21 protein-coding genes are annotated in these 25,726 nt (G+C 44.2%); 12 read left to right on the forward strand and 9 right to left on the reverse strand.

All coding sequences use genetic code 11. The features are described 5' to 3' along the window. Nucleotides 1–97: 97 nt before the first annotated feature. Entirely contained in the window at nucleotides 98–919 is an 822-nt protein-coding gene (locus tag AB4307_RS16515) for a formate dehydrogenase accessory sulfurtransferase FdhD (RefSeq protein ID WP_017068189.1), read from the forward strand. Nucleotides 920–1,141: 222 nt separating this feature from the next. Here AB4307_RS16515 and AB4307_RS16520 read toward each other — a convergent pair whose 3' ends face one another. Continuing rightward, nucleotides 1,142–2,725, reverse strand: coding sequence for an ABC-F family ATPase (locus AB4307_RS16520; RefSeq protein ID WP_050650342.1), 1,584 nt, complete (start codon nucleotides 2,723–2,725; stop codon nucleotides 1,142–1,144). 462 nt (nucleotides 2,726–3,187) lie between these two features. Here AB4307_RS16520 and AB4307_RS16525 point away from each other — a divergent pair, with 462 nt between their 5' ends. Further along, nucleotides 3,188–5,533: an ATP-binding protein gene (locus AB4307_RS16525; RefSeq protein WP_372132580.1), complete on the forward strand. Its 2,346-nt coding sequence runs from the start codon at nucleotides 3,188–3,190 to the stop codon at nucleotides 5,531–5,533. 1 nt (nucleotide 5,534) lies between these two features. After that, nucleotides 5,535–6,422, forward strand: coding sequence for a mechanosensitive ion channel family protein (locus tag AB4307_RS16530; protein WP_017059614.1), 888 nt, complete (start codon nucleotides 5,535–5,537; stop codon nucleotides 6,420–6,422). Between the two features lie 368 nt (nucleotides 6,423–6,790). On the opposite strand, the gene AB4307_RS16535 is transcribed toward AB4307_RS16530, so the two are convergent. Both AB4307_RS16535 and AB4307_RS16540 read right to left on the reverse strand, forming a co-directional pair. Next, nucleotides 6,791–8,818 (reverse strand): sensor histidine kinase, encoded by a 2,028-nt coding sequence (locus tag AB4307_RS16535; protein ID WP_017059613.1) that lies wholly within the window; start codon nucleotides 8,816–8,818, stop codon nucleotides 6,791–6,793. Next, entirely contained in the window at nucleotides 8,808–10,271 is a 1,464-nt protein-coding gene (locus AB4307_RS16540; RefSeq protein WP_029235435.1) for a sigma-54-dependent transcriptional regulator, read from the reverse strand. The genes AB4307_RS16535 and AB4307_RS16540 overlap by 11 nt, the downstream gene beginning before the upstream one ends. Nucleotides 10,272–10,574: 303 nt before the next feature. On the opposite strand from AB4307_RS16540, the gene AB4307_RS16545 reads away from it, so the two are divergent. From AB4307_RS16545 to AB4307_RS16565, 5 genes are all read left to right on the forward strand, one after another. Continuing rightward, nucleotides 10,575–11,381 carry an ABC transporter substrate-binding protein gene (locus AB4307_RS16545; RefSeq protein ID WP_017059611.1) on the forward strand — a complete coding sequence of 269 codons (807 nt, stop codon included), beginning with the start codon at nucleotides 10,575–10,577 and terminating at the stop codon, nucleotides 11,379–11,381. A gap of 190 nt (nucleotides 11,382–11,571) precedes the next feature. Further along, nucleotides 11,572–12,270 (forward strand): ABC transporter permease, encoded by a 699-nt coding sequence (locus tag AB4307_RS16550; RefSeq protein WP_009846742.1) that lies wholly within the window; start codon nucleotides 11,572–11,574, stop codon nucleotides 12,268–12,270. Nucleotides 12,271–12,280: 10 nt separating this feature from the next. Further along, entirely contained in the window at nucleotides 12,281–13,000 is a 720-nt protein-coding gene (locus tag AB4307_RS16555) for an energy-coupling factor ABC transporter ATP-binding protein (RefSeq protein WP_017059609.1), read from the forward strand. After that, the gene (gene mobA, locus AB4307_RS16560; RefSeq protein ID WP_050634342.1) at nucleotides 12,978–13,562 is read left to right on the forward strand and encodes a molybdenum cofactor guanylyltransferase MobA; all 585 of its coding nucleotides are present in this window, start codon (nucleotides 12,978–12,980) and stop codon (nucleotides 13,560–13,562) included. Before AB4307_RS16555 ends, mobA begins: the two co-directional genes overlap by 23 nt. Continuing rightward, a complete protein-coding gene (locus tag AB4307_RS16565) occupies nucleotides 13,562–15,379 on the forward strand; it encodes a bifunctional molybdopterin-guanine dinucleotide biosynthesis adaptor protein MobB/molybdopterin molybdotransferase MoeA (RefSeq protein ID WP_372132583.1) in 1,818 nt (605 codons plus the stop codon). The genes mobA and AB4307_RS16565 overlap by 1 nt, the downstream gene beginning before the upstream one ends. Before the next feature lie 120 nt (nucleotides 15,380–15,499). Here the strand turns inward: AB4307_RS16565 and AB4307_RS16570 are convergent, their stop codons facing one another. Both AB4307_RS16570 and AB4307_RS16575 read right to left on the reverse strand, forming a co-directional pair. Further along, nucleotides 15,500–16,633: a sensor domain-containing diguanylate cyclase gene (locus AB4307_RS16570; protein ID WP_372132586.1), complete on the reverse strand. Its 1,134-nt coding sequence runs from the start codon at nucleotides 16,631–16,633 to the stop codon at nucleotides 15,500–15,502. 32 nt (nucleotides 16,634–16,665) lie between these two features. Then, the gene (locus AB4307_RS16575) at nucleotides 16,666–17,694 is read right to left on the reverse strand and encodes a tetratricopeptide repeat protein (protein WP_372132589.1); all 1,029 of its coding nucleotides are present in this window, start codon (nucleotides 17,692–17,694) and stop codon (nucleotides 16,666–16,668) included. A gap of 180 nt (nucleotides 17,695–17,874) precedes the next feature. Here AB4307_RS16575 and AB4307_RS16580 point away from each other — a divergent pair, with 180 nt between their 5' ends. Next, entirely contained in the window at nucleotides 17,875–18,141 is a 267-nt protein-coding gene (locus AB4307_RS16580) for a DUF2960 family protein (RefSeq protein WP_017063882.1), read from the forward strand. A 185-nt stretch (nucleotides 18,142–18,326) separates the two neighbouring features. Here the strand turns inward: AB4307_RS16580 and nagK are convergent, their stop codons facing one another. Continuing rightward, nucleotides 18,327–19,235 carry an N-acetylglucosamine kinase gene (gene nagK, locus AB4307_RS16585; RefSeq protein ID WP_017068179.1) on the reverse strand — a complete coding sequence of 303 codons (909 nt, stop codon included), beginning with the start codon at nucleotides 19,233–19,235 and terminating at the stop codon, nucleotides 18,327–18,329. Nucleotides 19,236–19,398: 163 nt separating this feature from the next. After that, nucleotides 19,399–20,145, reverse strand: coding sequence for a tRNA-uridine aminocarboxypropyltransferase (locus AB4307_RS16590; RefSeq protein WP_080582212.1), 747 nt, complete (start codon nucleotides 20,143–20,145; stop codon nucleotides 19,399–19,401). A 68-nt stretch (nucleotides 20,146–20,213) separates the two neighbouring features. Here AB4307_RS16590 and AB4307_RS16595 point away from each other — a divergent pair, with 68 nt between their 5' ends. Beyond that, complete coding sequence (locus AB4307_RS16595) at nucleotides 20,214–21,023, forward strand: sterol desaturase family protein (protein WP_017070845.1); 810 nt, start codon at nucleotides 20,214–20,216, stop codon at nucleotides 21,021–21,023. Between the two features lie 115 nt (nucleotides 21,024–21,138). On the opposite strand, the gene AB4307_RS16600 is transcribed toward AB4307_RS16595, so the two are convergent. Then, the gene (locus tag AB4307_RS16600) at nucleotides 21,139–23,184 is read right to left on the reverse strand and encodes a methyl-accepting chemotaxis protein (protein ID WP_372132592.1); all 2,046 of its coding nucleotides are present in this window, start codon (nucleotides 23,182–23,184) and stop codon (nucleotides 21,139–21,141) included. Nucleotides 23,185–23,288: 104 nt separating this feature from the next. Here AB4307_RS16600 and AB4307_RS16605 point away from each other — a divergent pair, with 104 nt between their 5' ends. Further along, complete coding sequence (locus AB4307_RS16605) at nucleotides 23,289–23,774, forward strand: C40 family peptidase (RefSeq protein WP_372132595.1); 486 nt, start codon at nucleotides 23,289–23,291, stop codon at nucleotides 23,772–23,774. Nucleotides 23,775–23,881: 107 nt separating this feature from the next. Here the strand turns inward: AB4307_RS16605 and AB4307_RS16610 are convergent, their stop codons facing one another. Next, a complete protein-coding gene (locus tag AB4307_RS16610; RefSeq protein ID WP_010440912.1) occupies nucleotides 23,882–24,226 on the reverse strand; it encodes a DUF3802 family protein in 345 nt (114 codons plus the stop codon). A gap of 585 nt (nucleotides 24,227–24,811) precedes the next feature. On the opposite strand from AB4307_RS16610, the gene AB4307_RS16615 reads away from it, so the two are divergent. Then, nucleotides 24,812–25,678 (forward strand): fructosamine kinase family protein, encoded by an 867-nt coding sequence (locus AB4307_RS16615; protein ID WP_017059601.1) that lies wholly within the window; start codon nucleotides 24,812–24,814, stop codon nucleotides 25,676–25,678. The last annotated feature ends 48 nt before the right edge of the window (nucleotides 25,679–25,726 follow it).

The following is a 25,726-nucleotide window of genomic DNA, read 5'->3' on the forward strand; positions in this document are numbered from 1 at the left end:
CGAATCAACAAACTAGCGCATTAATGAATGAGAGCCTTATTGCTCTTGTTGGCTTCTTATCTCATAAAATCGCTATCTCATTAAGTAGGAAATGACTGTGGTAAAACCAAACATAATAAAAACCAGTGAAAACCCACTTCAGACCATCGAAGTTGAAGTGTTTGATGAATATGGCGAAAAGCTAACGAAACAAATTGCGTGCGAGCGCCCTCTTACCGTTATGTTGAACTGGAAAGAGATCGTAACTCTAATGACATTGGGTTCACGCCCGGAAGCATTAGTCTTGGGTTATTTGAAAAACCAAAGCTTCCTTTCTGATCCAGAAGCCGTTGAATCAATCATCATCGACTGGGAAACCAGCTCAGCAGCGGTTATCACCAAAGAAGATACGAGCCAACTTGAGCAAGCGCTTAAGAAGAAGACAGTTACCTCTGGCTGTGGCCAAGGTACCATGTATGGCAACGTGATGAAGCAATTGGAAGATTACCAAGTGCCTCAAACCAAGATTAAGCAATCTGAAATCTATACGGCTCTAGAAGCGCTGACTCATTATAACGACACCTACAAGAAAGCGGGTGCGGTTCATGGCTGTGCTGTTTGCAAAGACGACAAGGTTCTATCGTTTGTTGAAGATGTTGGCCGACACAATGCCGTTGATACATTGGCTGGTGAGATGTGGCTTAACAAAGAGACAGGTGAAGATAAGATCTTCTACACCACAGGCCGTTTAACGTCTGAGATGGTGATTAAGGTTGCGCAGATGGGAATCCCTGTTCTACTGTCACGCTCTGGCGTTACACAAATGGGCTTAGATTTAGCGCAGAAGTTCGGCATCACTACGATTGCTCGCGCTAAAGGTTTACGCTTCCAAGTGTTCACGGGTGCAGACAAGATTGACTTTGATGTGAAAGGTGAATAATCAGCAGTCGGAAAAAAGCGTAGGTTTGATTGGTGATTCACTAACCGCTTCTAATTGTAAAGTTCTGATGTAAATAGTTAGTGACCCATCAAGGATAAATACATAGAAACTTAGCTAGATACAAAAACGCCGTCATGCTTTTTAGTAGGACGGCGTTTTTAATTTTCAATTTATAGCTTAATTTCCAACGCATAGAGTTGAAAACTAAGGCTAACTTAAAGCTTAGCCGCGTGCTTTCAAGAACTCAGCGTAAGTACCGCGGAAATCGTTGATCTTGCCATCTTTGATTTCAAGGATACGAGTTGCAAGCGAGTCTACGAATACACGGTCGTGAGATACGAAGAACAATGTGCCTTTGTAGTTCTCAAGAGCCAAGTTAAGCGCTTCGATAGATTCCATATCCATGTGGTTTGTTGGCTCATCCATTAGCAGGATGTTTGGTTTATGCATCATGATCTTACCAAGAAGCATACGACCTTGCTCACCACCAGAGATAACCTTTACAGATTTCTTAATGTCGTCTTGACCAAATAGCATACGACCTAGGAAGCCACGAACAACTTGCTCGTCTTCGCCTTCTTGACGCCATTGGCTCATCCAATCAAACAGGTTCATGTCTTGTTCGAAGTCATGTGCGTGATCTTGAGCGTAGTAACCGATGTTTGAGTTTTCAGACCACTTGTACTCACCAGTGCGAGGCTCAAGAGCGCCAGCTAGTGTGTTAAGTAGTGTTGTTTTACCCACACCGTTCTCACCGATGATAGCAACACGCTCACCTACTTCGAAAATACCGTCGAACTTGTTGTATAGGTCTTCTTCAAAACCTTGAGATAGGTTTTCAACCACAAGTGCGTTACGGAATAGCTCTTTAGACTGTTCGAAACGGATGAATGGGTTTTGACGGCTAGACGCTTTAACTTCGTCTAGTTGGATCTTATCGATCTGCTTAGCACGAGACGTTGCTTGCTTCGCTTTCGATGCGTTAGCAGAGAAACGAGATACGAACGTTTGAAGTTCAGCAATTTGCGCTTTCTTCTTAGCGTTGTCAGACAGTAGACGCTCACGAGCTTGAGTCGCAGCCGTCATGTACTCATCGTAGTTACCTGGGAATAGACGAAGTTCGCCGTAATCAAGGTCAGCCATGTGTGTACAAACAGAGTTTAGGAAGTGACGGTCGTGCGAAATGATGATCATTGTGCAGTTACGTTGGTTTAGCGTGTCTTCCAACCACTTGATGGTGTCCATGTCCAGGTTGTTCGTTGGTTCGTCAAGAAGCATGATATGCGGGTCTGCAAACAGCACTTGAGACAATAGAACACGAAGTTTCCAACCCGGTGCTACTTCGCTCATCAGACCGAAGTGCATTGATTCTTCAATACCTACCGCTAGAAGAAGCTCACCAGCTTTAGCTTCTGCCATGTAACCGTCCATTTCAGCGAACTGAACTTCAAGGTCAGCCACTTTCATGCCGTCTTCTTCGCTCATTTCTGGCAAAGAGTAAATGCGGTCACGCTCTTGCTTAATAGCCCAAAGCTCTTTGTGACCCATGATAACCGTGTCGATTACCGTGAATTCTTCGTAAGCAAACTGGTCTTGGTTTAGCTTAGCAACGCGCTCGTTTGGATCGTAGCTTACGTTACCAGCACTTGGCTCAAGTTCACCAGATAGGATCTTCATGAACGTCGATTTACCACAGCCATTCGCGCCGATTAAACCGTAGCGGTTGCCTTCGCCGAACTTAACTGAAATATTTTCGAAAAGTGGCTTAGCGCCGAATTGTTGGGTGATATTTGCTGTGGAGATCAATGCCATTACCTTTTTAATGTGAAAAACGCCGCAACGTTACTTGTTCAGGGCTTTAACTGCAAGTATTGATTGCAATTACTGGCCATTAAGTGAGTGATAACCTAGCCAAATCATAGTTTGAACTGACTCACATTTTTGGTTTTCTATTTATCGCCGTAAAACCGTCGATTTTAAGGAAAAACAAAATATCGAACAGCGCACCATAATGGGCGGTATATAACGTCCCAAATCATGCCAACCATTGAATATATCGTATGCTGATTGGTCACAGTAAAAGCCAACCCGATCAACGCAACAGAAGACATAATAAAGATGCTCAAATACTAGCCTAATCCCTGACAATTTCATGACAAAATCGCTCGAAACAGGAATAAAGTACTCGCCCCCGACACGGGGTTGGATTTCACAAAGTCAGATTATCTAACTATAGTAATCCTAACCTCATAATTCTAAGAGACTTTTATGCGTTCACTATCGCGCTTCTTAATCCTCACTTTGGCCATTCTCTCTTGGCCTAGTCATGCCAACTTGGAATATGACTTACAATCTCAGCCGCAGGTATCCGATTCTGCTGTTGATCTCGATGATCGAATTGATTCGTTACCCGACCCCCTCTTTATGGAGCCGTCGGACAGACGCCAAGTCAATATATTGCTCGCTGAAGTGCTACAAGTTCAAAAGCAGGAAATCAAAACCTTCGAGCAACAGATAAAAGCCTACAGAGCAAACAACGACGCCGAACAATGGTTTGCCGTTCAAACCAGCTACGTCACGTTGAATAGCTTGAATGTGAGCAAGCAACACCTGTTAGAGCAGACGAATTCCGCTAATAAAGAGCGCCTAACGGGTTTTGGCCCCTACGGCGTAACTCAATTTAAGCAAGAGTGGGAATTAACCAAGCTCAACATTGAGTATCTTGTTTACTTCCAAATTCGTAGCTTTAAAGCGCTCGTTAAAGACATCTTTATTTCGCCAGTGCCTGTGATTGGTGCATCGTTAAAAGTGTTGTTTATCTATTTTGGTTTAGCGTGGTGGCTTGCCAATAGCACTCGTTTGATTGAGTTGTTAAGAATTAATTTTCTTGAAGCGAAAACGAACCCTCCATTTTTAGTACGTGTGATCTGGTACATCAGCCGCGCTGATCGTGCGATTGCTTGGTTAATTGCGATTACGCTTTCTCTAAGAGTGCTCTCCAGCATCCCTAGCCTGCAACACCTGATTTTCCTTGAGATCTTCACTTGGTGGATTCTAGGTGGTTCGATTGCTATCAGCTTTATTTTGGAATTTGCGTATCGTTTGGGCCGCACATCTAATCAAGAAGTGATTGCGCTGCGCCTATCGACCATTCGCCGTTATGTTTGGAGCTTCATTGTTGCGGGTGTGACTTTGCAAATATCGAGTATCACGCTAGGCAAAGGCACTATCTATAGCTGGATCTACAGCGCCCTATTTTTCTGGTTTGTACTGGTTACCATTTCAGTGCTTAGATTATGGCGTGCGAAAGTCTTCGATACGCTGCAACACATCTCTGATCGTCCGGTATGGGTGAACTGGGCAGTAAACCGCAAGGATACCTTCTTACTTAATATATTGGCGACGGCCATTGGCATCGTATGGTTGAGTGTTTACAACTTCCAACACCGCATCATGGCCTTACTGTCTAATTACACACTGTTTAGCCAAGCTTTGGCGTACCTGTTTAGAATTGAAGTGGCTAAGCAGTCTGACCTTGACAAGAATCAGCAAAACTTGGTTCGAATCAAAGGCGATCAAACCTATGAATACATTCTTCCGGGTAATATCGACAGCACGCTGATTGATTACGCCGGTGATGAGGTTAAGCAACTGTCTCGCTACTTGATGTCAGACAGCCCTGCTATCTGTATTGTTTCAGGTGAACGTGGTGTGGGCGCAACAACGCTGCTTTATACCCTGCTGCACAAAGTCTCTAACGCTGAACCTGTCTACGTAAGTTGCCCTTACGCTGGTTATCAAGAGCTGTTAGCGCATCTAGCGGTGAGCATCGGCTTGGAAGAGAAAGCGACTGAGATTCAGATCTTGGCTCACCTTCGTAAAAGCAAGACCACGTACTTGATTGCGATCGATAATGCACAACGTCTAGTTAAGCCAATGGTTGGCGGATTGTCTGATCTGATACGTTTAACCAATCTACTGCGTCGTTCTAAAAAGAACCACCGTGTCGTGATATCGATCGCCAAATCAAGCTGGCGGTTTGTCGATCGAGCGCGTGGCGAACGTTTGCTGTTTGACTTGGTGTGTTTCCTTCCGCGTTGGACAGAGAAACAAGTCGGTGAGCTTCTAAATAGCCGTATTAATACGGAGCTTGAGAAGCCGTTATCGTTTGATGGTTTGGTGGTACCTAAACAGTGGGACCAAGATGACATGAGCGAGGAAGATCGCGCACGCCAAGGCTTCTACCGAATCTTGTGGCATTACTCTGATGGTAACCCTACCGTTGCGTTGCGCTTCTTCCGACTCTCATTGAATCGAAACAAAGATACCGATCAAGCCGTGGTGCGCTTGTTCCATGTTCCAGAAGCACAAGAACTAGAAAACATGCCAAAACCTATGCTGGCTGTGCTTCGTTCTATCGTGCAGTTGGAAATCGCGTCTCCGGAAGTCTTGTCTGATTGTACGCAGCTAAGCACGGCTGAGATAACCGGCATTCTGCGTTACTTTGAAAGCCGTGGTTATATTGGTTGGCATGAAGAAAAGGCTCGAATTTCCGAGCACTGGTTCCGCCACATTACTAACGTTCTCGACCGTCAACATCTACTGGTGAAGTAAAATGAAGAAGTTATTTATCCTACTATTTGTTGGCTTGGCAAGTGCTGTCAGTTTCCCGATCTTTGCGACGGAAGAGTTAGCCAATGTCGAAAACATCTCAAAGATAGCGAGTCTAGTGCGATGGAGCGGCGTGTTCTTCTCCATGATCGTTATTGCGGCGATGTGGTTACTGCTTAAGTTTATCAACTCGATGGTGACCAGTTTTGGTAGCCAATTCGTGCAATACCGAATGCTGCTACAGAAACTGCAGTCGTTTACTCAGTTCTTTATCTATGTGAGCACAGGTCTTATCGTGTTCATGATGAGCTTTAGAATCAACGACCAAATACTGGCTTTGATTGGTGGTACCCTCGCCGTGTCAGTCGGCTTTGCGCTTAAAGATTTGGCAGCTTCATTCATCGCGGGCATCACGGTAATGATTGATAGGCCCTTTCAAGTTGGTGACCGCGTCACGTTCGAAGGCAACTACGGTGATATCATTACCATTGGTTTGCGTTCAGTGCGAATGAGAACCCTGAACGATGACATCATTACCATTCCGAACAACAAGTTCTTAAATGAAGTGACCACCAGTGGTAACTACGGTGCGTTGGACATGCAGGTGGTGATTCCGTTTTACGTTGGTATGGATGAAGACATCACCCTAGCCCGCGATCTGATTCAAGAAGCGGCGTCTTCAAGTCGTTATATCCACTTGCCGAAACCTGTAACGGTTTTGGTTAAACAGACGATTACCGATAACTACCTAGCAATACAGCTAACTTGTAAGGCTTACGTTGTGGATACTGCGTATGAGAAGCTGTTTGAAACCGACATTACTTTGCGTGTGATGAAAGAGTTTAAGAAGCACAACATCAACCCACCGAAAATTTCAGTAGCGGCGCATTAGGCTTGATGCTTTAGACGTTTGTTGCTTATAGCAAATGACTAGCCATAAATAAAAACACCTCCGAACTTATCGCAAGTGCGGAGGTGTTTTTTATGAGCTTTTTATCTTTAAGCTAATAGTCCTATTGATGCTAAACCTTAAAGTATTTCAATTGCTCAGTAAGGTGTTCTGTAGTGTTCGCCATTTTCTGACTGTCTTCTGCGAGCGATTGTGAGGCTTGGAGTACCTCATTTGCAGCGAGTTGAGATTTGGTTTGCGATAGATTAGTAGTGCAGAATTTTCGTGCTTGGGCTAAAACGTTCGTGCAATAGCCCAGGCGCGTTAGAAATATTATCAGATGATGATATCAGTGAATTGGTTCTTAGAACTTATAGGTTTGATACTAGCAATTGAGGCGTCGCTTTCTGTTGAAGATAGATACTAAAGCAACTTCCCTTACCTACCTCCGATTCAACTCGGATCTCGCCGCCAGTTTGGCTCAAGATACTCTGAGACACTGACAACCCTAAGCCTGTGCCATCACGTTTGGTGGTATAGAAAGGCGAGAAAATACGTTTCAGTTGTTCTTCCTTAATACCGCAGCCTTCATCTTGAACATGAACGATAGCGCCGTGAGACACGCCATTTTCAACCCAGTCTTCACTCGAAATGGTTAACGTGCCCTGACCGTCCATTGCATGAATCGCGTTCATTTGTAGGTTAACCAGAATCTGTAGCAATTGGTTTCGATTGACTTCGACTGAGGTTTTAGCGTTCAGCTGTGATACGTACACAATGCCTTTCTTCTTCGCACCTGTTTTTACGAGCGTAATACTTTCATCGACAATTGGATTGATATGTTGCCACGTAATTTCGTCTTGTACGCCACCGTGACGGCTGTATTGAAGCAGGCTTCGTGTGATATTTCGAATTCGGTCAATCTGCTCCATGATCGCGTGGACTTCCTCGTCTACACGGCTCACTTCATCGCCCAGTTCAAACTTCATCAGTTCAACGTTGCCAAGAATCACGGCGGTTGGGTTATTGATCTCATGAGCAATGCCTGCTGTTAATTCACCTAACGCGGCTAGCTTTTCATTGACCACCAGCTTATCTCTGGCTTGATTGAGAAGCTTGATATGCAGTTCGAGTTCTTCAGTTTTCTCTTTCAAACTCGCGGTACGAGAATGCACTTTGCACTCTAGTTCAGACGCCGCTTGTTGAATCTCTTGATTGCGCTCGTGCAGTAGATCCAACATCTTGTCGAATTGTTTAGCGAGCAGTGTCAGTTCGTGTTGATCATCCAAACCTAGCGTACCAATGCGCTTGTCTTGCCCCATCTGTACTAGCTTGACGACCTTATGAATGCGTTCAATTGGGTTAAAAAGATCACGCGCACCACGGTGAACGATCAAGCCGGATGCCAACAGCAGCAACACAATGGTAATGCTGATTTCGCCAAGGTTGGTCAAGTAGGTTTCTATCAGCGGCCAAATCAAATAACCGGTGTAAAGCATGCCAATCACATTGTTAAACTGGTCATGGATTGGTTGGTAAGCTGTGATATACCAAGCATCGTAAACATACGCTCGATCTAGCCACTCTTTACCTTCATTCAAGACTTTCGAGTGAACCTCGTGAGAAACACGTGTACCAATCGCGCGCCCTACACTGTCTTCACTGCTCAAAGGCACGTTGGTGCTGACGCGAAGATCATCAAGGAAGACCGTGACCGTACCAATATGACGATTAAACCCTTCTCGTTGTGGATAGATAAGGTTACTGATTTGGTCAACAAGTTGAGTGCTGTTATTCAGTAAGATCCCACCATCCAGAAAACCAATCACATGATCATGTTCATCTTTGATGGATACAACGGTTCGGCTTACCAATCCGCGAGTCTCGACCTCTTGCCCGTTGAGCATCGGAACTTCCGCTTTTTTAGCGAGGTCACGATCGAGATAATTGAGTTCATTACGGCTTAAGACACTGAAAAATGAAGGCTTGTGAGTTAAGTTTAGATATTCGAGTTTCTTTTCCATGCTCTCGACACTGCGCCAGCGCAGAAAATCGAGCTCATAGCGAGATTTGTTCTCAGACACCCAGCGAGTTAGCTCTTCGTGTGAAAGATCACTCGCGAGTTTGGTTCGAAAGTTATAAGACTCGGCGAACGCACGAACGTTGTATGCTTGCTGATTTTGGATCAGGTGAATACTGTTATCGGCAACATCCAAACGCTCATCGACATCAATCAGAGCGCCCTGCCACGTGTAATGTATTGACCAATACAGTGTGATAGCCACAAGCGCGCACAAGGTCAGAATGATCGGAGCTGATGTTAGGAATAATAATCGGTAGCGAACCATGGTTTTGAATCGGAACGCCCACTTTGACCACCAACGACGTCTAATCGGCATATTCAGAGCCTTCTGTGTTCCAATCTTTGTACTTACGCTCTAGCGTTTTACGTGCGACGCCAAGATCTCTTGCAGCTGCCGATTTATTGCCATCATGAAAACTAACCAGCTGTTCTATATGAGATTTTTCTACTTCTTTGAGTGTCCAAGTGTTTGGATAACCCTCGGCAGCGTCTGCATTATTCAAGTTTGGCATTTCCGCACCATGTGACACCGTCACTGAAATGCTAGCGGGAACAGGATCACCATTAATCTCGCGCCAATAGTGTGCTGGTGGCTTGTCTAAAAGAATGCATCGTTCGACTAAGTTTTTAAGTTCACGAATATTTCCCGGCCATTCGTATTCGTTCAACGCCAAGATATCTTCATGTGCCCAATTTGGAACTGGCATGCCAAGCTCGCTCGATAAAAGACGAGTAAAGTATGGAACAAGTTCAATCAGGTCTGACGGGCGCTCTCTCAATGGCACCACATCAATCTTAAGTACATTAAGTCGGTAGAATAGATCGCGACGGAAGTGCCCTTTATCGACCTCTTCCTGAAGGTTTCGGTTGGTCGCCGCTACAACGCGTACATCCACAGAGATCTCTTTCTCACTACCAACAGGACGAATGGTTCTTTGTTCTAACACACGTAGTAGCGCTGCTTGCATTGGCAGCGGCATTTCACCGATTTCATCAAGGAACAAGGTGCCACCACTTGCGACTCGGAAAAGGCCTTCACGGTTTTTCTTCGCACCGGTAAATGCGCCAGAGGTGTGTCCAAACAGTTCACTTTCTAGAAGCTCTGGAGCAATCGCGCCACAGTTAATTGGCACAAATGGTCCAGTACGTTTACTGGCTTCATGTACACCACGCGCAACCAACTCTTTACCTGTACCCGACTCGCCTTCTATCAAAACGGAAGCTCGAGATGGTGCAAATTGACTGATAAGCAGTTTAAGCTGTTTGGTTTTGTCTGAATTGCCGATCAATTCGGTCTTGATATGACGGCTAACATCACGCTTCAACGCGTACTGCATTCTTTGGTCAAGCCGCTTGTCCATACAACGCAGAACGGCTTGTATCATCTGTTCTAGGTTGAAGGGCTTAAGAATAAAATCTGAAGCACCAAGCTTAAGTGCAGATATGGTCATCTCTAGATCGGCATAACCCGTCATGAAAATCACATCGGCGCGTTTGTCGTTGTCGTTAAACGCCTCTTCCCACTCAATACCAGAGCGACCTGGTAAGTTGATATCAAGGACAATCAGATCAAAATGTTCACTCGAACGCAGCGTTTCAGCCTCTTCAACCGACCCTGCACTCGACACCTTGCCAAAGAACTTACCTAGTGCTTTCTTTAAGATAGCCTGCATACCCAACTCATCATCAACAACCAAGACAGAAAATGCCTGATATTGAGTCAATGTGTTCGGGTTGAGATTGGAAGCAGATGAACTAGGTAAAGACATAATGATTAGCCGGTGAGGAAAGTTGGGACAGAGTGTACCAATTAACCTTTTCTCCAACAGGGACAATGTGCGACATTTTGTCCTAGCTCATGTTTTGATTCATTTTAACGGGGTAAATGACGCAATTTTGTCCGAAATAACAGCAATTTAATGAAATCTGATGCATTATTTGTTGGCATTAAGATTGCTTGTAAGGTGTAGATTTCTAATTACAACAATTAGCGTCTTATGCACATGCCCTTCTTTGAGCCCTTTAAAACTGAAGGCATGTCATTCATTTATAACAGAATGGACATAATAATAATGAAAGCAATTCCCCTAACTATTGCAGCTCTATCGATCGTCAGTTACACGGCTAGCAGCGCGGAAGACACCACTCATATTAAGTTGGCGACAACCACAAGTACTTATCACTCTGGTCTGCTGGACTACTTATTGCCTGAGTTCGAAAAGGATTCTGGTATCAAGGTTGATGTTCTTGCCGCTGGTACGGGTAAATCTCTTCGCATGGGCGAAAATGGTGACGTTGATTTGGTGATGACTCACGCACCAAAGGCTGAAGCGAATTTCGTAGAAAAAGGTTACGGCGTTTTACCTCGTAAGCTGATGTATAACGACTTTGTCATCGTTGGCCCACAAAGCGACCCTGCAAAAATTGAATCTCAAAAAGCAGTGGCAGATGTGTTCAAAGCGATCGCGACTAATAACGTGACGTTTGTGTCTCGTGGCGACGACTCTGGTACTCATAAGAAAGAGATGGGGATTTGGGCACAAACTAAAATTGAACCAAACTTTGGTGGTTACCGCAGTGTTGGTCAAGGCATGGGCCCTACTCTGAACATGGCGTCAGAGATGCAAGGCTACACCATGACAGACCGTGGTACTTGGTTGGCTTACCAAAACAAATTGGATCTTAAAATCCTTTTCCAAGGTGACAAGAACCTCTTCAACCCTTACCAAGTGATTCTGGTTAACCCTGAGCGCTACCCAAGCATTAACTACCAAGCAGCGAAAGTATTCAGTGATTGGTTGGTTAACCCTAAAGGTCAGAAACTGATTAACGACTTTAAACTGCATGGCAAACAACTGTTTGTTGCAAGCGCAGAATAGTTTGTAGTAAGTAAAGCGTAGCGTTGAAGATGTCGTCAAAACCAACAAACACTACACTTAACTAAATTCAGTTAATGAGCACGCTTAAAAACAATAGCTGGCCAATACAGGCTCAAATATATTGTGTCAGCTATGATTAACATCAGTCATTACCGATAAAAACCTATTATCGATTCACACGAGATACTTCATGACCCTATGGCAAACAACGATTGATGCAATGAATCTACTGGTGAGTTTTGACCACGAATTGTGGCAGATCGTCGCGGTATCCTTCAGTGTGTCTTTGTCCGCCATCTCATTAGTGATTGTTCCTGCAATCCTTATGGCTTTCTTATTGGCTTATACCGAGTTCCCCGGAAAGTGGGCTCTGCTTTCGGTGATCAATACCCTGCAAGCGATCCCTACTGTGGTTATTGGTTTGTTGATGTACATGATGCTTTCTCGCTCTGGCCCGCTAGGTGATTGGCAATTGCTGTTTACCCAGAAGGCGATGATTTTAGGTCAGATGCTGATCTGTTTCCCTATCCTAGTCGCGATGATGCACGGTGCTCTGCAGGCCAGTGATCGCCGAGCAGTAGAAACAGCGCGTACGCTTGGTGTATCAACGACACGTGTGGCGTGTACCTTGATTTGGGAAACACGTTTTCCTCTATTGGCCGCAACCATTGCAGCCTTCTCTCGTATCGTTACTGAAGTCGGTTGTTCAATGATGGTCGGTGGCAACATTATGGGGATGACAAGAAACATCCCAACAGCTATCGCTATGGAAAGCCACAAAGGCGCATTCGCTCAAGGTGTTGCCCTCGGTATGGTGTTATTAGCATTGGCATTGGCCCTCAACTTTTTCCTTTCCAGTGTGAGAGGAAAAGGCTATTTAAGAACTTAGGAACGCTGTCATGAGTATAAAAATAACAACGCAGCAAATTTCAATGCGCTACAAAGAGCGTGTTTTGTTCCATATTCCCGAATTGTCGATCGGCCCCAACGATGCCATTTATCTCAAAGGAGATAATGGTGTGGGTAAAACGACCCTACTTAAAATATTGTCTGGATTGATTCAGCCAAGCTCTGGCCGCATTCAGTCTCCAACACAAAGCTGGCAGCAGATCTTATTCCCTAGGCTCAAGTTCAAAGACATTATCTACCTGCATCAAACCCCCTATCTTTTTGATGGTTCGGTGTACCAAAATGTCGCTTATGGCATTCGCTTTAACAAAGAGAGCCAAAAAGATAAGCGAGCTCAAATAATTAATGCGCTGAGAATGGTAGGTTTAGAAACCTTGGCAGATGAACACATTTCTGTGTTGTCTGGGGGTGAGCGTCAACGCGTTGCAATGGCACGAGCCTGGATTCTTAAGCCGTCAATCTTGCTTATGGATGAACCAAGTGCTTCTTTAGACAAAGAATCTATTGAAAGATTGGTGATTATGGCCGAAGATCTTCTTCAGAGAGGCGCGAGTTTAGTCATCACCAGTCACCAAACTAACGCGTTAACCGATTTATGTAAGAAGCAGTGGTGGATCAAAGACAATACTTTGACCGAATCCCCGCTTCTGCAAGTTATTCAGAAAGATAAAGCACAAGAGAATATTTATGTTGCTTCCAACGCAAACTAGTTGGGTTATTTTGGCTGGCGGACAGGCCAGCCGTATGGGCGGAAAAGATAAAGGACTCGTTGAGCTCAACGGTTCTCCGCTTATTCAATACGTTATAAACAAGCTGTCACAACAAGATGTCAGCATCACTATCAATGCCAATCGTAACTTAGACAGTTATAAAGCATTTGCTCCGGTTGTTTCCGATTCTTTCCCTGACTACCCGGGTCCGTTGGGTGGCATTCATGCTGGCCTTAAAAACGCGAACACCGACTGGGTTGGCTTTGTCCCGTGCGACAGCCCACAAATCAGTGACGACCTTGTTGAGCGTTTTTGTTCTGCAGTTAAAGAAGACAGCGACATTCTTGTCGCGCATGATGGCGAATTTAAGCAACCTGTATTCACCCTATTCCACAAGCGTGTTCTACCAAAGTTAGAAGCGTTTTTGGAACGTGGTGATCGTAAAATCATCTTGCTATACAAAGAGTGTGTTACCGAATACGTTGATTTCAGCGATTCTCCTAACTGCTTTGTTAATCTCAACACGCCAGAAGAACTCACCCAATTCGGAACGCTTCAATAATGAAAGATTCTAAACAACGCCCTAACCTTCCTTTATTGGGCTTTGCTGCTTATAGCGGTACAGGCAAAACGACCGTACTTGAAGCCCTGCTTCCTCTTTTGACTGATGCGGGTTTAAAAGTTGGCGTGTTAAAACATGCTCACCACGATTTTGATGTCGATAAGCCGGGTAAAGACAGTTACCGCTTACGTAAAGCGGGCGCGAACCAAATGTTGATTGCTTCTCGTAATCGTCACGTGATGATGACAGAAACACCAGAAGCCGAAGCAGATTTTTATTACCTGCTGACTCGATTTGATACCAACACGCTTGATCTGATTTTGGTTGAAGGCTGTAAGAACATCGCCTTCCCTAAAATTGAACTGCACCGAGATGAAGTGGGCAAACCTTGGTTATATCCAAACGATAACAACATTATTGCTATCGCGGCAGACAGCCAAGTTGAATCAGAGCTGCCACAAATGGCGATCAGCGACTTAGAAGCGATTCGTGATTTCATCATCGATTACGCGCAGTCCTTTAACCTTGTCTCTACAACAGGCAGAGCCGTGTCATGCTCATCTTCAAAAGACGCAGCGCCAGCTGTTTGTTGTGATTCGTTCTCTCCTGCAGGTTTAACCGTTACTCAAGGCCAACAAAAGATTGTTGATAGCATTGACGCACTCGATCTCACAGAGAGTGTTGAATTACTGCAAGGCTACGGCCGCGTGCTGGCTGAAGATGTGATTTCGCCAATCAACGTTCCTCAGAATACCAACTCTGCAATGGACGGTTATGCAATTCGTAGTGAAGATCTAGAATTGGACAGTTACAACATCGTTGCTGAAGTCATGGCGGGTCACAGCTACGAGCAAATCGTGCAACAAGGTGAAGCCGTTAAAATCATGACCGGCGCACCAATGCCAGAAGGCGTTGATGTTGTCGTGATGCGTGAACAAGCCGTCCAAGATGGCGATAAAGTTAGCTTCCCTGATGCTAAAATCTCGGTTGGACAAAATGTCCGTATGGCAGGTGAAGATTTAGAAATCGGCCAACCTGTCTTTACACGTGGCACACGCATTGAAGCGCCAGAAATGGGCATGATGGCGTCGTTAGGTTTTGGTACCTGCCCTGTTCTGCGTAAAGTGAAAGTGGGTGTGTTCTCTACGGGTGATGAAGTTCAAGCGCCGGGTCACGAGCAAAAACCAAACTCTATCTATGACTCAAATCGTTTTACTATTATCGGCATGCTTCAAAAGCTCGGCTGTGACATCGTCGATTACGGCATCATTGAAGATGATGAGCAGAAGATGATGGATGTGCTGCATTCTGCGTCGCTTGAAACCGATATGGTTTTGACTTCTGGTGGTGTGTCTGTTGGTGATGCGGATTACATCAAGCTTGCGTTAGATAAACTGGGTGAAATCAACTTCTGGCGTATCAACATGCGTCCAGGTCGCCCATTGGCTTACGGTAAGATTGAGAACAAGCCGTTCTTTGGTTTACCGGGTAACCCTGTTGCTGTGATGGTGTCGTTCATTAACTTTGTTGAGCCTGCGATCCGCAAGCTTCAAGGTCAAACGAACTGGACACCAGTAAAAGCAAATGCTGTAGCAACTGAACAACTGCGCTCACGCCAAGGCCGTACTGAATTTAGCCGTGGTGTGTTCTCGATGAATGAATCTGGCGTGCTTGAAGTGAAAACAACGGGCAAGCAAGGTTCAGGTATTCTGCGTTCAATGAGTGAAGCGAACTGCTTAATCGAAATCTCTCCAGCAGTTGATACTGTGAAAGTTGGCGAGACAGTGACGATCATTCCTCTGCAAGGTCGTGTTTGATTTAGCACGACCTCGATTTACCATAGCTTCTCAATATACAAAAGAAGCCCGCTTATATTCGATATAAGCGGGCTTCTTTTTTGTTCGTACAGAGAAAGCTAGAGTGATATGCCGATTAGTTTAAACGACCGTGGGCTTATCTAACGGACAATTGGATAAGTCGCAGTTATTCAGATAGCAGTCGATAAGATTATAATTGTTACGACCACCTTCTTTCACTCGATACAGTTGCTTGTCTGCGATGTCACAAATCATCTTGAAGTTGCTATCCACGTTGTCGCTAACAAGCTCAACGTTTACCCCGCCGATTGATAAGGTAAGTTGCTTGGCTCTGATCGCTTTAGGACTGACTAACGCCAACTCATACAATGCATTTCTAAGAGTAACGACTTTCTTTTCGATATCTTCGCTACTTTGACCAAAGCAGATTGCCATAAACTCGTCCCCGCCATATCGGAACAAGTAATCGTTCTTGGCCGAGAATGTACTTCTCAGCAAACGACTAAGAATACGAAGCGCTTCATCACCTTGTAAGTGACCATGAAAATCGTTGTAGGCTTTGTACTCATCAATATCAATCATCAATACTGCAAGTGACCGTTTTTGCGTATAAGCATTACGAATCAACACAGGTGTAATTTTGTCGAGTTGATAGCGATTCGATAAACCCGTTAATGGGTCTGTCGTGCTCAATACCTCAAGCGTTTGATTGGCACTCTCTAAGCGCTGTCTTTGCTTTTGATTCTCAAGCGAGACAGCAATGAAACTCGCCAAATGCTCGATTAACTGACAATGGTGTTGTTGGTATTGGTTGGGTAAATGATGCTGTATGGACAACAGCCCTATCACTCTTTCATTGAGAATGATCGGCGTCAGAATGATGGAGTTGGTGTCTGGTTTGTCTTTAACCACCACTAAGTCGTCATCTTTACGTGAGGCCTTGTCAACATAAGGCTCTAGCGCATCATCGGTGACGCTGTTCAAATGCACTGTTGCTCGTTTACGAATTACATAAGTACCGACGGTTTGGTTATCTTGGCAAGTGACTTTGAGGTTTTGTACCAAGCCTTGAGTATCGACAAAGTATTGGTAGTCGAGTATGTCGGACTCGTCGTCATACAGCGCAATACCAAATTCGAACGTCGGCAGAATCGTGTTTATCTTACTGAGGATTTCAGGAAGCACGCTATACAGATCAGGAGCGGTAGCAATGAACTGACCGATATCGGTAATCGCGCCCATGTACTTTTGCATTTGGGTAAACACTTCGTGCTGTTGTTTGTCTCTTAGAGTGTCCACGCTTTGTAGAATACGGTTGCTTTGTTTGCGTTCGTAAGCCTTGAGGTATTTTTCCGAAAGCTCGATATGTTCCGTTTGCAGTGATGCAAGGCCATTACAATCTTGTTGAAGGTGAAAGATTTTCGCCTTGGTCTTCGCGTAAATACTATAGAAGTGGTAACTGTTTTTGAGCTCAAAGTTCTGCTCAAGGAAAAGACATCTTTCTTGGGCTTGTTCAAGCCCCCTATTTCCACCAAATATTGAAACCAACACACCAAGTTTTTCATTCGATTATGGTCGTCGTTGATTTTCAGGAAATATTGTTCCGCTTGATAAAACACATCAAGCACGTCACTTGGAGCAAAACAGCCCTGTTGAACCCTACCTTGCTGAACCATAGTTTGAGCTAGGTATCCGTGACACAGTGCGAACGTTCTATTACTTGAGAGTGACTCGGCTATCTTCTTCGCTTCAGCGATTGCTCGAATCGCTTGGTCAAATTCTCCGGTATACGCACAACCATAAGCGAGGTTAAGATGGCTCACTGCACAATCTAGCTGGCGGTTAGCATTCTGAGATGACGTTACCGCTTTACGTGCATACTGTTTTGCTTCTTCGAACTTTCCTAAGCTCAAATGCATGTCACTCAGGTTGCAATAGATGAGCGCTCGAATATTGTCATCAACAAGATGTAAGTTCTCTAACGTCTTTGCATAACACGCATAAGCCGATTGGTATTCACCACAATCGTTATAAACCGACGCCAATAGACCGTTGACGAAAACAGTGAGTTGAACTTCTTCTGGTTGGGTTGCATTTAAGCAGGTTTTATAATGTTCGACAGCATCAAGTAGATTGTCTTGGCGATCACTTTTGTACGCCTTCAGAAAAAGCGCAATAGACTCTGGGAACGGTTGATTATGGTCACGGCATATCTTTCTTACTCGCGCATCAACTTCTTCTAATCCTTTGATTCCAGGATAGTTTTGAATTCGAGTGATGATTCCCATAATCTGAGGGTAAAGCGTGTTGATCATAAATTAGATTTAAGCCGATCAAACATATAAATTGTGATTAGTGTACCATAAAATATTTTTGCGACTTACTGCTCGCTTTATTGATATCGCTAATATTTCAAGATTTTTTATCATAACCTTGAGCCACGTACGCTTTTTATGTAGAGTGCGCGCAAAGTAATAATTCTATTGGAGAGCACCATGGCTCGTACCATTCTGTACACTTACAAAGACGAAGACAAAGAGTTACTGTTTTCAAAACAAGAACACCGCACGATCCAAGAAGCTGTTGCTGCAGCTGAAGGCATCGATATCTCTGAGTATCTAAAAACTGAGCAACAGCTTGAGTTGATTTCTGATACTAAAGCGGTTCGCAACTACCAAGACAACTACTTCCGCAAGCTTGGCTTTACTAAGCTTACGTTGAAGCAAAAAGACAACCTTGGTGTTGGTAAAAAGAAGAAGTAAGCCCTCTGGCTCTTTTGCTTGATATGTCGTTTCTAGCTTTTCGTTTGTAATTAAGATCTAAGCTCTTAGAGCTAAAGAAACGAAAACACTGAACTATAAAAAATGCCGCAATCTCTTTCGAGGTTGCGGCATTTTTATTTGTGCTTTTAACTATCTAACCTTAGCTAGCTTAACTTAAGTCACGATTACTTAATGTTAAGGAATGCAGCGCCACGAACGCCGCCTGAATCACCGTGCTTCGCTTTGATGATCTTTGGACATTTCGCTACAGACAGTAGGTATTTAGGGATACGCTTTGGCATCTCTTCGTAGATAAGTTCGAAGTTTGAAAGACCGCCACCCAATGCAACTACGTGTGGATCAAGACCGGTAAACAGGTTCGCGAAACAGATAGCCAATAGCTCCATGAAACGATCAACGTGCTCAGCCGCTTTTGCTTCACCTTCGTTGTACGCTTGAATGATCTCGATTGCTTTCTTCTTCTCGCCGAAGTAGTGCTCGTAAATCAATTCAAAGCCACGACCTGATAGGTAGCTGTCTAGACAACCTTTCTTGCCACAACCACAACCGAGTAACGGTGCGTTGTCGCCAAGGTGGAACCAAGCATCAATAGGAAGACGCATATGGCCCAGTTCACCAGCAACGTGGTTACGACCAGAGAACACTTTGCCTTCGTAAACTAACCCGCCACCAAAACCAGTACCTAGAATTAGGCCTGCTACTGATGGTTCGTCTTTAAGCTCGTCATCCCACGCTTCTGAAAGCGCAAAGCAATTCGCATCATTTTCAATTTTCACACTACGACCAATAAGTGCTTCTAGGTCTTTACGTAGTGGTTTCCCCGTTGAAGCTGGCACGTTAACAACCAGCATTGTGCCGTCGTCAGCATCTTCCATACCAGGAAGACCAAGACCAATTTTACCTTCGCAAGAAAATTCACTGTCGTACTTCTTCACCAAACCGGCAATCGTATCAAGTAGCAGTTGATAATCTTCAGTAGGCGTTGGTACGCGTTCTGTTGCTACTCGCTCAAGTTTTTCATTGAACGCACCAAATTCAATTTTTGTGCCGCCAACATCGAAGCCGTAATACATGAAATCTCTCCAATTTTTCCCTAAATTCGGGCAAATAAATTTTTCAAATTAAACATCTAGGACGCATTATCCATAACACCCCCCCTACAAACCGTGATGGATAACAAACTTATCTCGTGTTCGAATCTGTTTGAACAACAAGTCAGCACAAAGCGGTTAAAGGTTAGAGTGACGTCTCATTTTTAGTGTGCTCTATGAAAGCGTTCAGGCTTGGTTTGGTTGGATCGGACTTATAACGCGTCTTACTTAGCATGTAGCTTTCACGAAATGTCTCAAACCACAGCTGTAAAGTCTTTGCGCCCTGCTCTTCACCAGCCTGTTTCAAAACCAAGCTCGCTACTTCTGCAGTCGAGAGATGTTGTTCGTTGTCTGACTTACGCATCATGTATTGCGAAACCGATTCTGGTTCGATCGACAACACCGGTAAGTCTTGCAGATACTCTGAACGACGGAAAATACGTCGTGCTTCACGCCAACTACCATCAATAAAGATCAGCAGCAACGTCTTGTTCGAATCTCGCATTTCAGCAAGATCTGCAACCACACGCGATTTGTCATCGGTATAATCTTCAGGAAAGACCACGACTGGCTGATATTTATCGTCTTTCAGCACATCAAGCATCTCTTGATTCGGTTCAGTGCGGTGCCAAAGGTAGGCATAGCTGTCTTTAACGGTATCAAGGATTAAACGGCCGGTATTACTTGGTTTGAGTATTTCGTTGTCCGATAAGATCAACATGGTCGCGACGTTCGTATTTACGTCTGGTTGATGTTCACAGATACAGCTGTCTTGTTTGATTTTACAGAACTGACATCGAACCACTTTACACCCGCGCGCGTTAAACGGCTTGGTAGAAAGAGACAAACGGTGTTGATATAAACGGTGAAAAGCGTGGATTCTCATGGACAATAACGATAAATCTAGAAAAGTGGCACGATTGTACTTACAGTGTCCCTAGAATGATAGAAGGAATTCCCATGCAAGACCCATCACTGCTTCGCCTTGTTTGTTTTATTGTCGTTTTCGGACTGTGTGCGCTTTGGGAATACCGTTTTCCACGTAAAGCACTGACTCAAAGCAAATGGTTTCGCTGGGGAAACAACTTTGCGTTAGTCGCTTTGAACAGCTTTCTATTGGCCACTATAATTCCTATCGCAGCATTTCAAGCGGCGGTTATCGCACAAGAAAACCAATGGGGTCTGTTCAATACCCTGTCACTTCCGAAAGAATTGACCATTCTGATCTGTGTATTGCTCTTGGATTGTGCCATTTACCTACAGCACTTGGTGTTTCACCGTGTTCCTTGGTTGTGGAAGCTACATCGAGTCCACCATGCGGATCTAGATATCGATGTCACAACCGGAACGCGCTTTCACCCTATTGAGATGATTCTTTCAATGCTCATCAAGGTGAGTTTGGTGATCGCACTTGGTGTGCCTGTCATTGCTGTCGTGATCTTTGAAATTGTTCTTAATGCGAGCGCGATGTTTAACCATAGCAATGCACGTCTTCCGCTATGGTTCGATAAACGATTGAGAAAAGTGATTGTGACACCAGACATGCACCGCGTTCATCACTCGGTCATTGTTAAGGAAACGCACTCAAACTTTGGCTTCTTTTTATCAGTGTGGGACATCTGGTTTAAGACTTACCGCGCCCAACCCAAGCTTGGTCATGACAAGGTGCATATTGGTGTTCCCGAGATTCAAGATGGTAAAGAGCAACGGCTAGATTTAATGTTACGCCAACCATTCGCTTCCTTCCCTCATTCCAAAGACAAGACCTAACGCCTCAAGAAAATAATAAAAAATGGCGCAAACTCATAAGAGATTGCACCATTTTTATATGCGTAGCTTCTCACCTTTCAGCGGCAATTCCCACTTCCGGACGACGTTTACACACTTACTTCAATACGTACTTATGAAGCATGGCTTGTTGGTGCCCTGCTATCTCTCCGACTTGCTCTGAACTCTCGATCATAGATTCAAGTTGCAGCTTAGTATTCTCGCCCTGCTCAGATACTCGAGTGATTGAATGGGTAACATCGACAGTTGCACGAGCTTGTTCTTCGGTAGCCACCATGATTTGCTCAACACGCCCTTTGATTTGGCTTACTGCAAATTCTATTTTCTCGAAGGCTTGTCTTACATCACCACTGGTTTGCAGTGCATTGGCCATCTCGCTTCTCGATTCCGTTACAGAAGCACGTGAGCGATCTGCTGCCGCTACTAGTTCGTTCATCATGCTACGAATATTGGTGGTTTGCTGGGATGTGCCGCTCGCCAATTTACGCACTTCGTCTGCAACTACCGCAAAACCTCGACCTTGTTCACCTGCTCGCGCCGCTTCTATCGCAGCGTTCAGTGCCAATAAGTTGGTGTTTTCAGCGATACCACTGATCATGTCGACCATTTCACGAATCTGTTTCACTCGACCATCCAAGTCAGCCATCGACTCTTCACTCATGCTAAGAGAGTGCTCAAGCGCTTGTAATCGTTGTTGGTTAAGGCCAACCACTTGGCTGCCATTCACTGACTCATCTTCTGCTATTTGAGCATCGTCGTTCGATGCGTTAGAGATACGAGCAATCTCACCAATCGATGCTTCCAGCTCCGTAATGGTGGTGATCATATTCTGAAGTGATTCGTTCTGCTCGTTCAAGCTCGAATTGGTTTGCTCTGCAGCGTCGTGGCTTACTTCTGCCGTTTGATAAAGCGTCTCACAGTTACGCGTTACTAAACGAACCGAGTCCGCGGTTGAATCAACGACCGTATTGAGTTTTGAAGTAATAACTTGCAGCTCTAGCGGCCCCAGTAATTCACTCTGTTTAGAGAAGTCATGATCTGCCAGTGAACTCAACTGTTGAGTTATGTTTTTTAGCCCTTTATTCATCCAACGGCGTAACACGAACCATGAAATCACAATGATTACGGCAATAACCAGCCCGCTGATAAACAACACACGATCAATATTGGTGATGGTTTGATTTACAACCAGTTCGCTTTCATCAATCAGATGGGAAGCGGTAGAAGACAACTGATTCAATGTGCTTATGACTGTATTCGCGAGGGTGATAACTTGCGTTAAGTTCTGCTCTTGCTGCTGAACAAGTTCAAGTTTCAAGAGGATCTGTTTGATCACGCCTTCTTCGGTAAAGCCTTCTTTCACCATCTCGTAAGGCGCCGTCAAGCTCGCGAACTCAGCGATGTCTGGGTGCCAATCGGCAAAATCGCTGTAAGCCAAGTTAAGGCCTGCGATTCGGTTTCTCAATTGACGGTATTCGTCTTGTGCTTTATCAATGTCAGATTGCATCATCAGCATCAAGAAGGTGTTCGCCATAGCAGACGCGCTGGATGTAAATCGGTTCGCTGCATCGCTCGCTTCTGGGTTGTCTTCAACCAAGAATGAGCTGATTCTATTCATTTCTGGTCCGATAGACCCAACGCCATAACGGAACTCGCCCATTTTACTGTCGATCAGATTTTGCTTACTTTGAATTTCGATCTGCGCCAGCAGTACCGTGTTGGTCATGGTTTGCAGTTGCGCCATGTCATCGACAAGGTTTTGTTGTTGCTCTAAAGAGATTGCATCAGGAAAAGATTGGGAGATAAAAAGGAGTTCCTCTAGCGTGGTATTGCTCTCTGTCGCGAGTTGGTCAATTGAGCCCCTTGTGGCATTCAGTGTATCTAAGTCGGTTGATTGGGTGCTGTAAGTGAGAAGTTTTACTTGTTCTAATACGCTTTGCGTTAATTCGGCATTATGTAGAGCAAGGGGTAATGCTTGTTCCGAGAGTGCATCAAAATGTCCCCCGACCCGTTCAACGCCCCGAATGCTAACCATTGATAAAAAAGTAACAAGTAAAAGAATGGAAATAAATACAGCAGTGACGGTTTGAATGAGCGAGAATGTATAACGTGAGGGTTTTATTGATAAATTTGTGTCGGGCATGTGAAATCCAGTTTGACTACGAAAAGAGATATCCTTAAGTTAGGTCGTATACTAGAAGTCCTTGATGACGTTTTTATTTCAGTTTTTTGTCAGAAGAGTTACATATGAAAATCAGAAAAATGGCTGTAGTTACAATAACTTTAGCAACATTGGCTGCTTGTAGCTCGTCACCTTCGCCTTCTCAGCTTAGTCAAACCGCACAGAAACCCCTATCAAAGTCAGAACAATTGACTACAAACGCTTATATGAGCGTGTATGAACAGTGGAAAGGCGTGCCATACCATTTCGGTGGGACCTCATTTCGAGGTATAGATTGCTCTGCTTTTGTTCAAATCGCCGTGCAAAATGCGACTCAACAAGCTCTACCAAGAACCACAAAAGAACAGAGTAAAAAGGGAAAAGAAATTGCGTATGGGCAGGCAACAAGCGGTGACTTGGTGTTTTTCAAGACTTCGATGACGGTGCGACATGTAGGCGTTTATTTAGGAAACAACCAATTTCTACATGCCTCGACATCGAAAGGTGTCATTATTTCTAGGTTAGATAACCCTTACTGGGCATCCAAGTTTTGGCACTTTAGGCGTTTATAGCGGTTCGAAAGATAAACCGCTGAGCGAGGTAACTCTAGAAAGATACGACTTAAACGCCCGTTGTTATTATGCTGATTAATTACGACGATAAATGAGCAAACAAACCGTTAATCGTATTTAGCAACAGCAGTATCAAACAGGTTCTTCACTAACGCGATGTACTCATCGAGGAATACAATTTGTTCGTTAGTCGCTTTCTTAGCCCACACACCCGCTAATACTTCACCAAGATCCGCTACTACGGCATCTGCTTCTTTCAAAAGTTGAAAACGAACGCTCGAATGCAACTCTGGGTTTTGCTCGAAAATAGCCATGATGTTTGTTGAAATCATGTCGGTAACAATGTCTTCGACACTTTCGTTTCCAGTATCACCATTACTATTTGTAAAGACATCCAGATTAAACGATAAGTGCTCGATCAGAGCCAAATAGCCATCGGTTTCTACAACCACAATAATTCTCCGTTTTAAGCTCTAGAGCAGATTAATACGTACTTGCCTAATACTATGTAAATGAAGCTATTTGTCATCACTTTATTGCCCAAAACCACATTTAAATGATCCTAGTTAGTATTTCAGCTTAAAATTAAATCGATATAGCTTTATGTGGTATACCTGCCTACTTACGACATAAGTAAATTCACGCTAAAGAAGTGTAAGACAAACTTTGAAGCAAAGTATTGCGCCAGTTAACAATAGCCCTTTCAACTTACTCTAAAAGCTCATTTGATTTAGTCGCTAGACAATAACAAGCTCAAACCTCTTTTCCAGTTTGTGGCGTTCAAAACCGTTTCGATTGTGAGACCAGTTCCAAACTATTTCATCACGTCAGGTTTTCAATTTATGTTTGTATTTCAAAGAGCTTGAATCAGTTCGAGTTCACAATTCGGCCAATTGATTCTACGTAAGATGAAGAAGAGCTAAGAACATTGACGAGTGCGTCTATAAATTGTTCAGATTTATCCTAAACTATTGCTATTAAACAAACAGTATTTCTAACCTTCAATCTTTTTAACTTTCAGTCTTTGAGGATTTCCTATGTGGCAGGCCATTTCTCAACAACTTTCAGATACTCTTCTATTTAACTTTCAGATTACTGAACGTACCAAGGTTTCTGGTGGCGACATTAACGATTGCTATATGATCAGCGATGGTAATGAGCGTTACTTTGTGAAAGTGAATCAGCGAGAATTTTTACCTAAGTTTGAAATTGAAGCTGAGAACTTACGCTTGTTAAGAGAAACCTCCACTGTTTACGTTCCTGAGTTGGTGCTTATTGGCAAAACCAAAGAGTGCTCGTTCATTATTCTGAATTACTTGCCGACCAAACCGCTCGAGACGGGCAACAATAGCTTCGATTTCGGCGTTCAGCTTGCGCGGCTTCATCAATGGGGCGAGCAAAAAGAGTTTGGTTGCGACCAAGACAACTATATCGGCAGCACACTTCAACCCAACCCTTGGCATAAGAAATGGGGTCGCTTTTTCTCTGAGCAACGCATTGGTTTCCAACTGCAACTGCTCAAAGAGAAAGGCATCGAGTTTGGTGATATCGATGACATCGTTGATGTGGTGAATATGCGTCTTGCTGGCCACAACCCTCGCCCTTCTTTGCTTCATGGGGATCTTTGGAATGGCAATGTTGCTAACTCTGCGTTTGGCCCAATTTGCTACGACCCTGCTTGTTACTGGGGGGACCATGAGTGTGATTTGGCGTTAACTGAATTGTTTGAAGGTTTCCCTAAAGAGTTTTATGAAGGTTACCAGAGCGTCAATCCACTCGACGTTGGCTATACTGATCGGAAAGACATTTACAACTTGTACCATCTTCTTAACCACTGCAATCAATTCGGCGGCGAATATTTAGCACACACTGAAGCATGCATTCAGAAAATACAGGCCGTTTAATACCAATTACAGCTGTTTATAACCGAATACGATTGGTATCAGTTACAG

Source organism: Vibrio sp. 10N.261.52.C2 (assembly GCF_041471425.1).
Lineage (GTDB): Bacteria > Pseudomonadota > Gammaproteobacteria > Enterobacterales > Vibrionaceae > Vibrio > Vibrio crassostreae_C.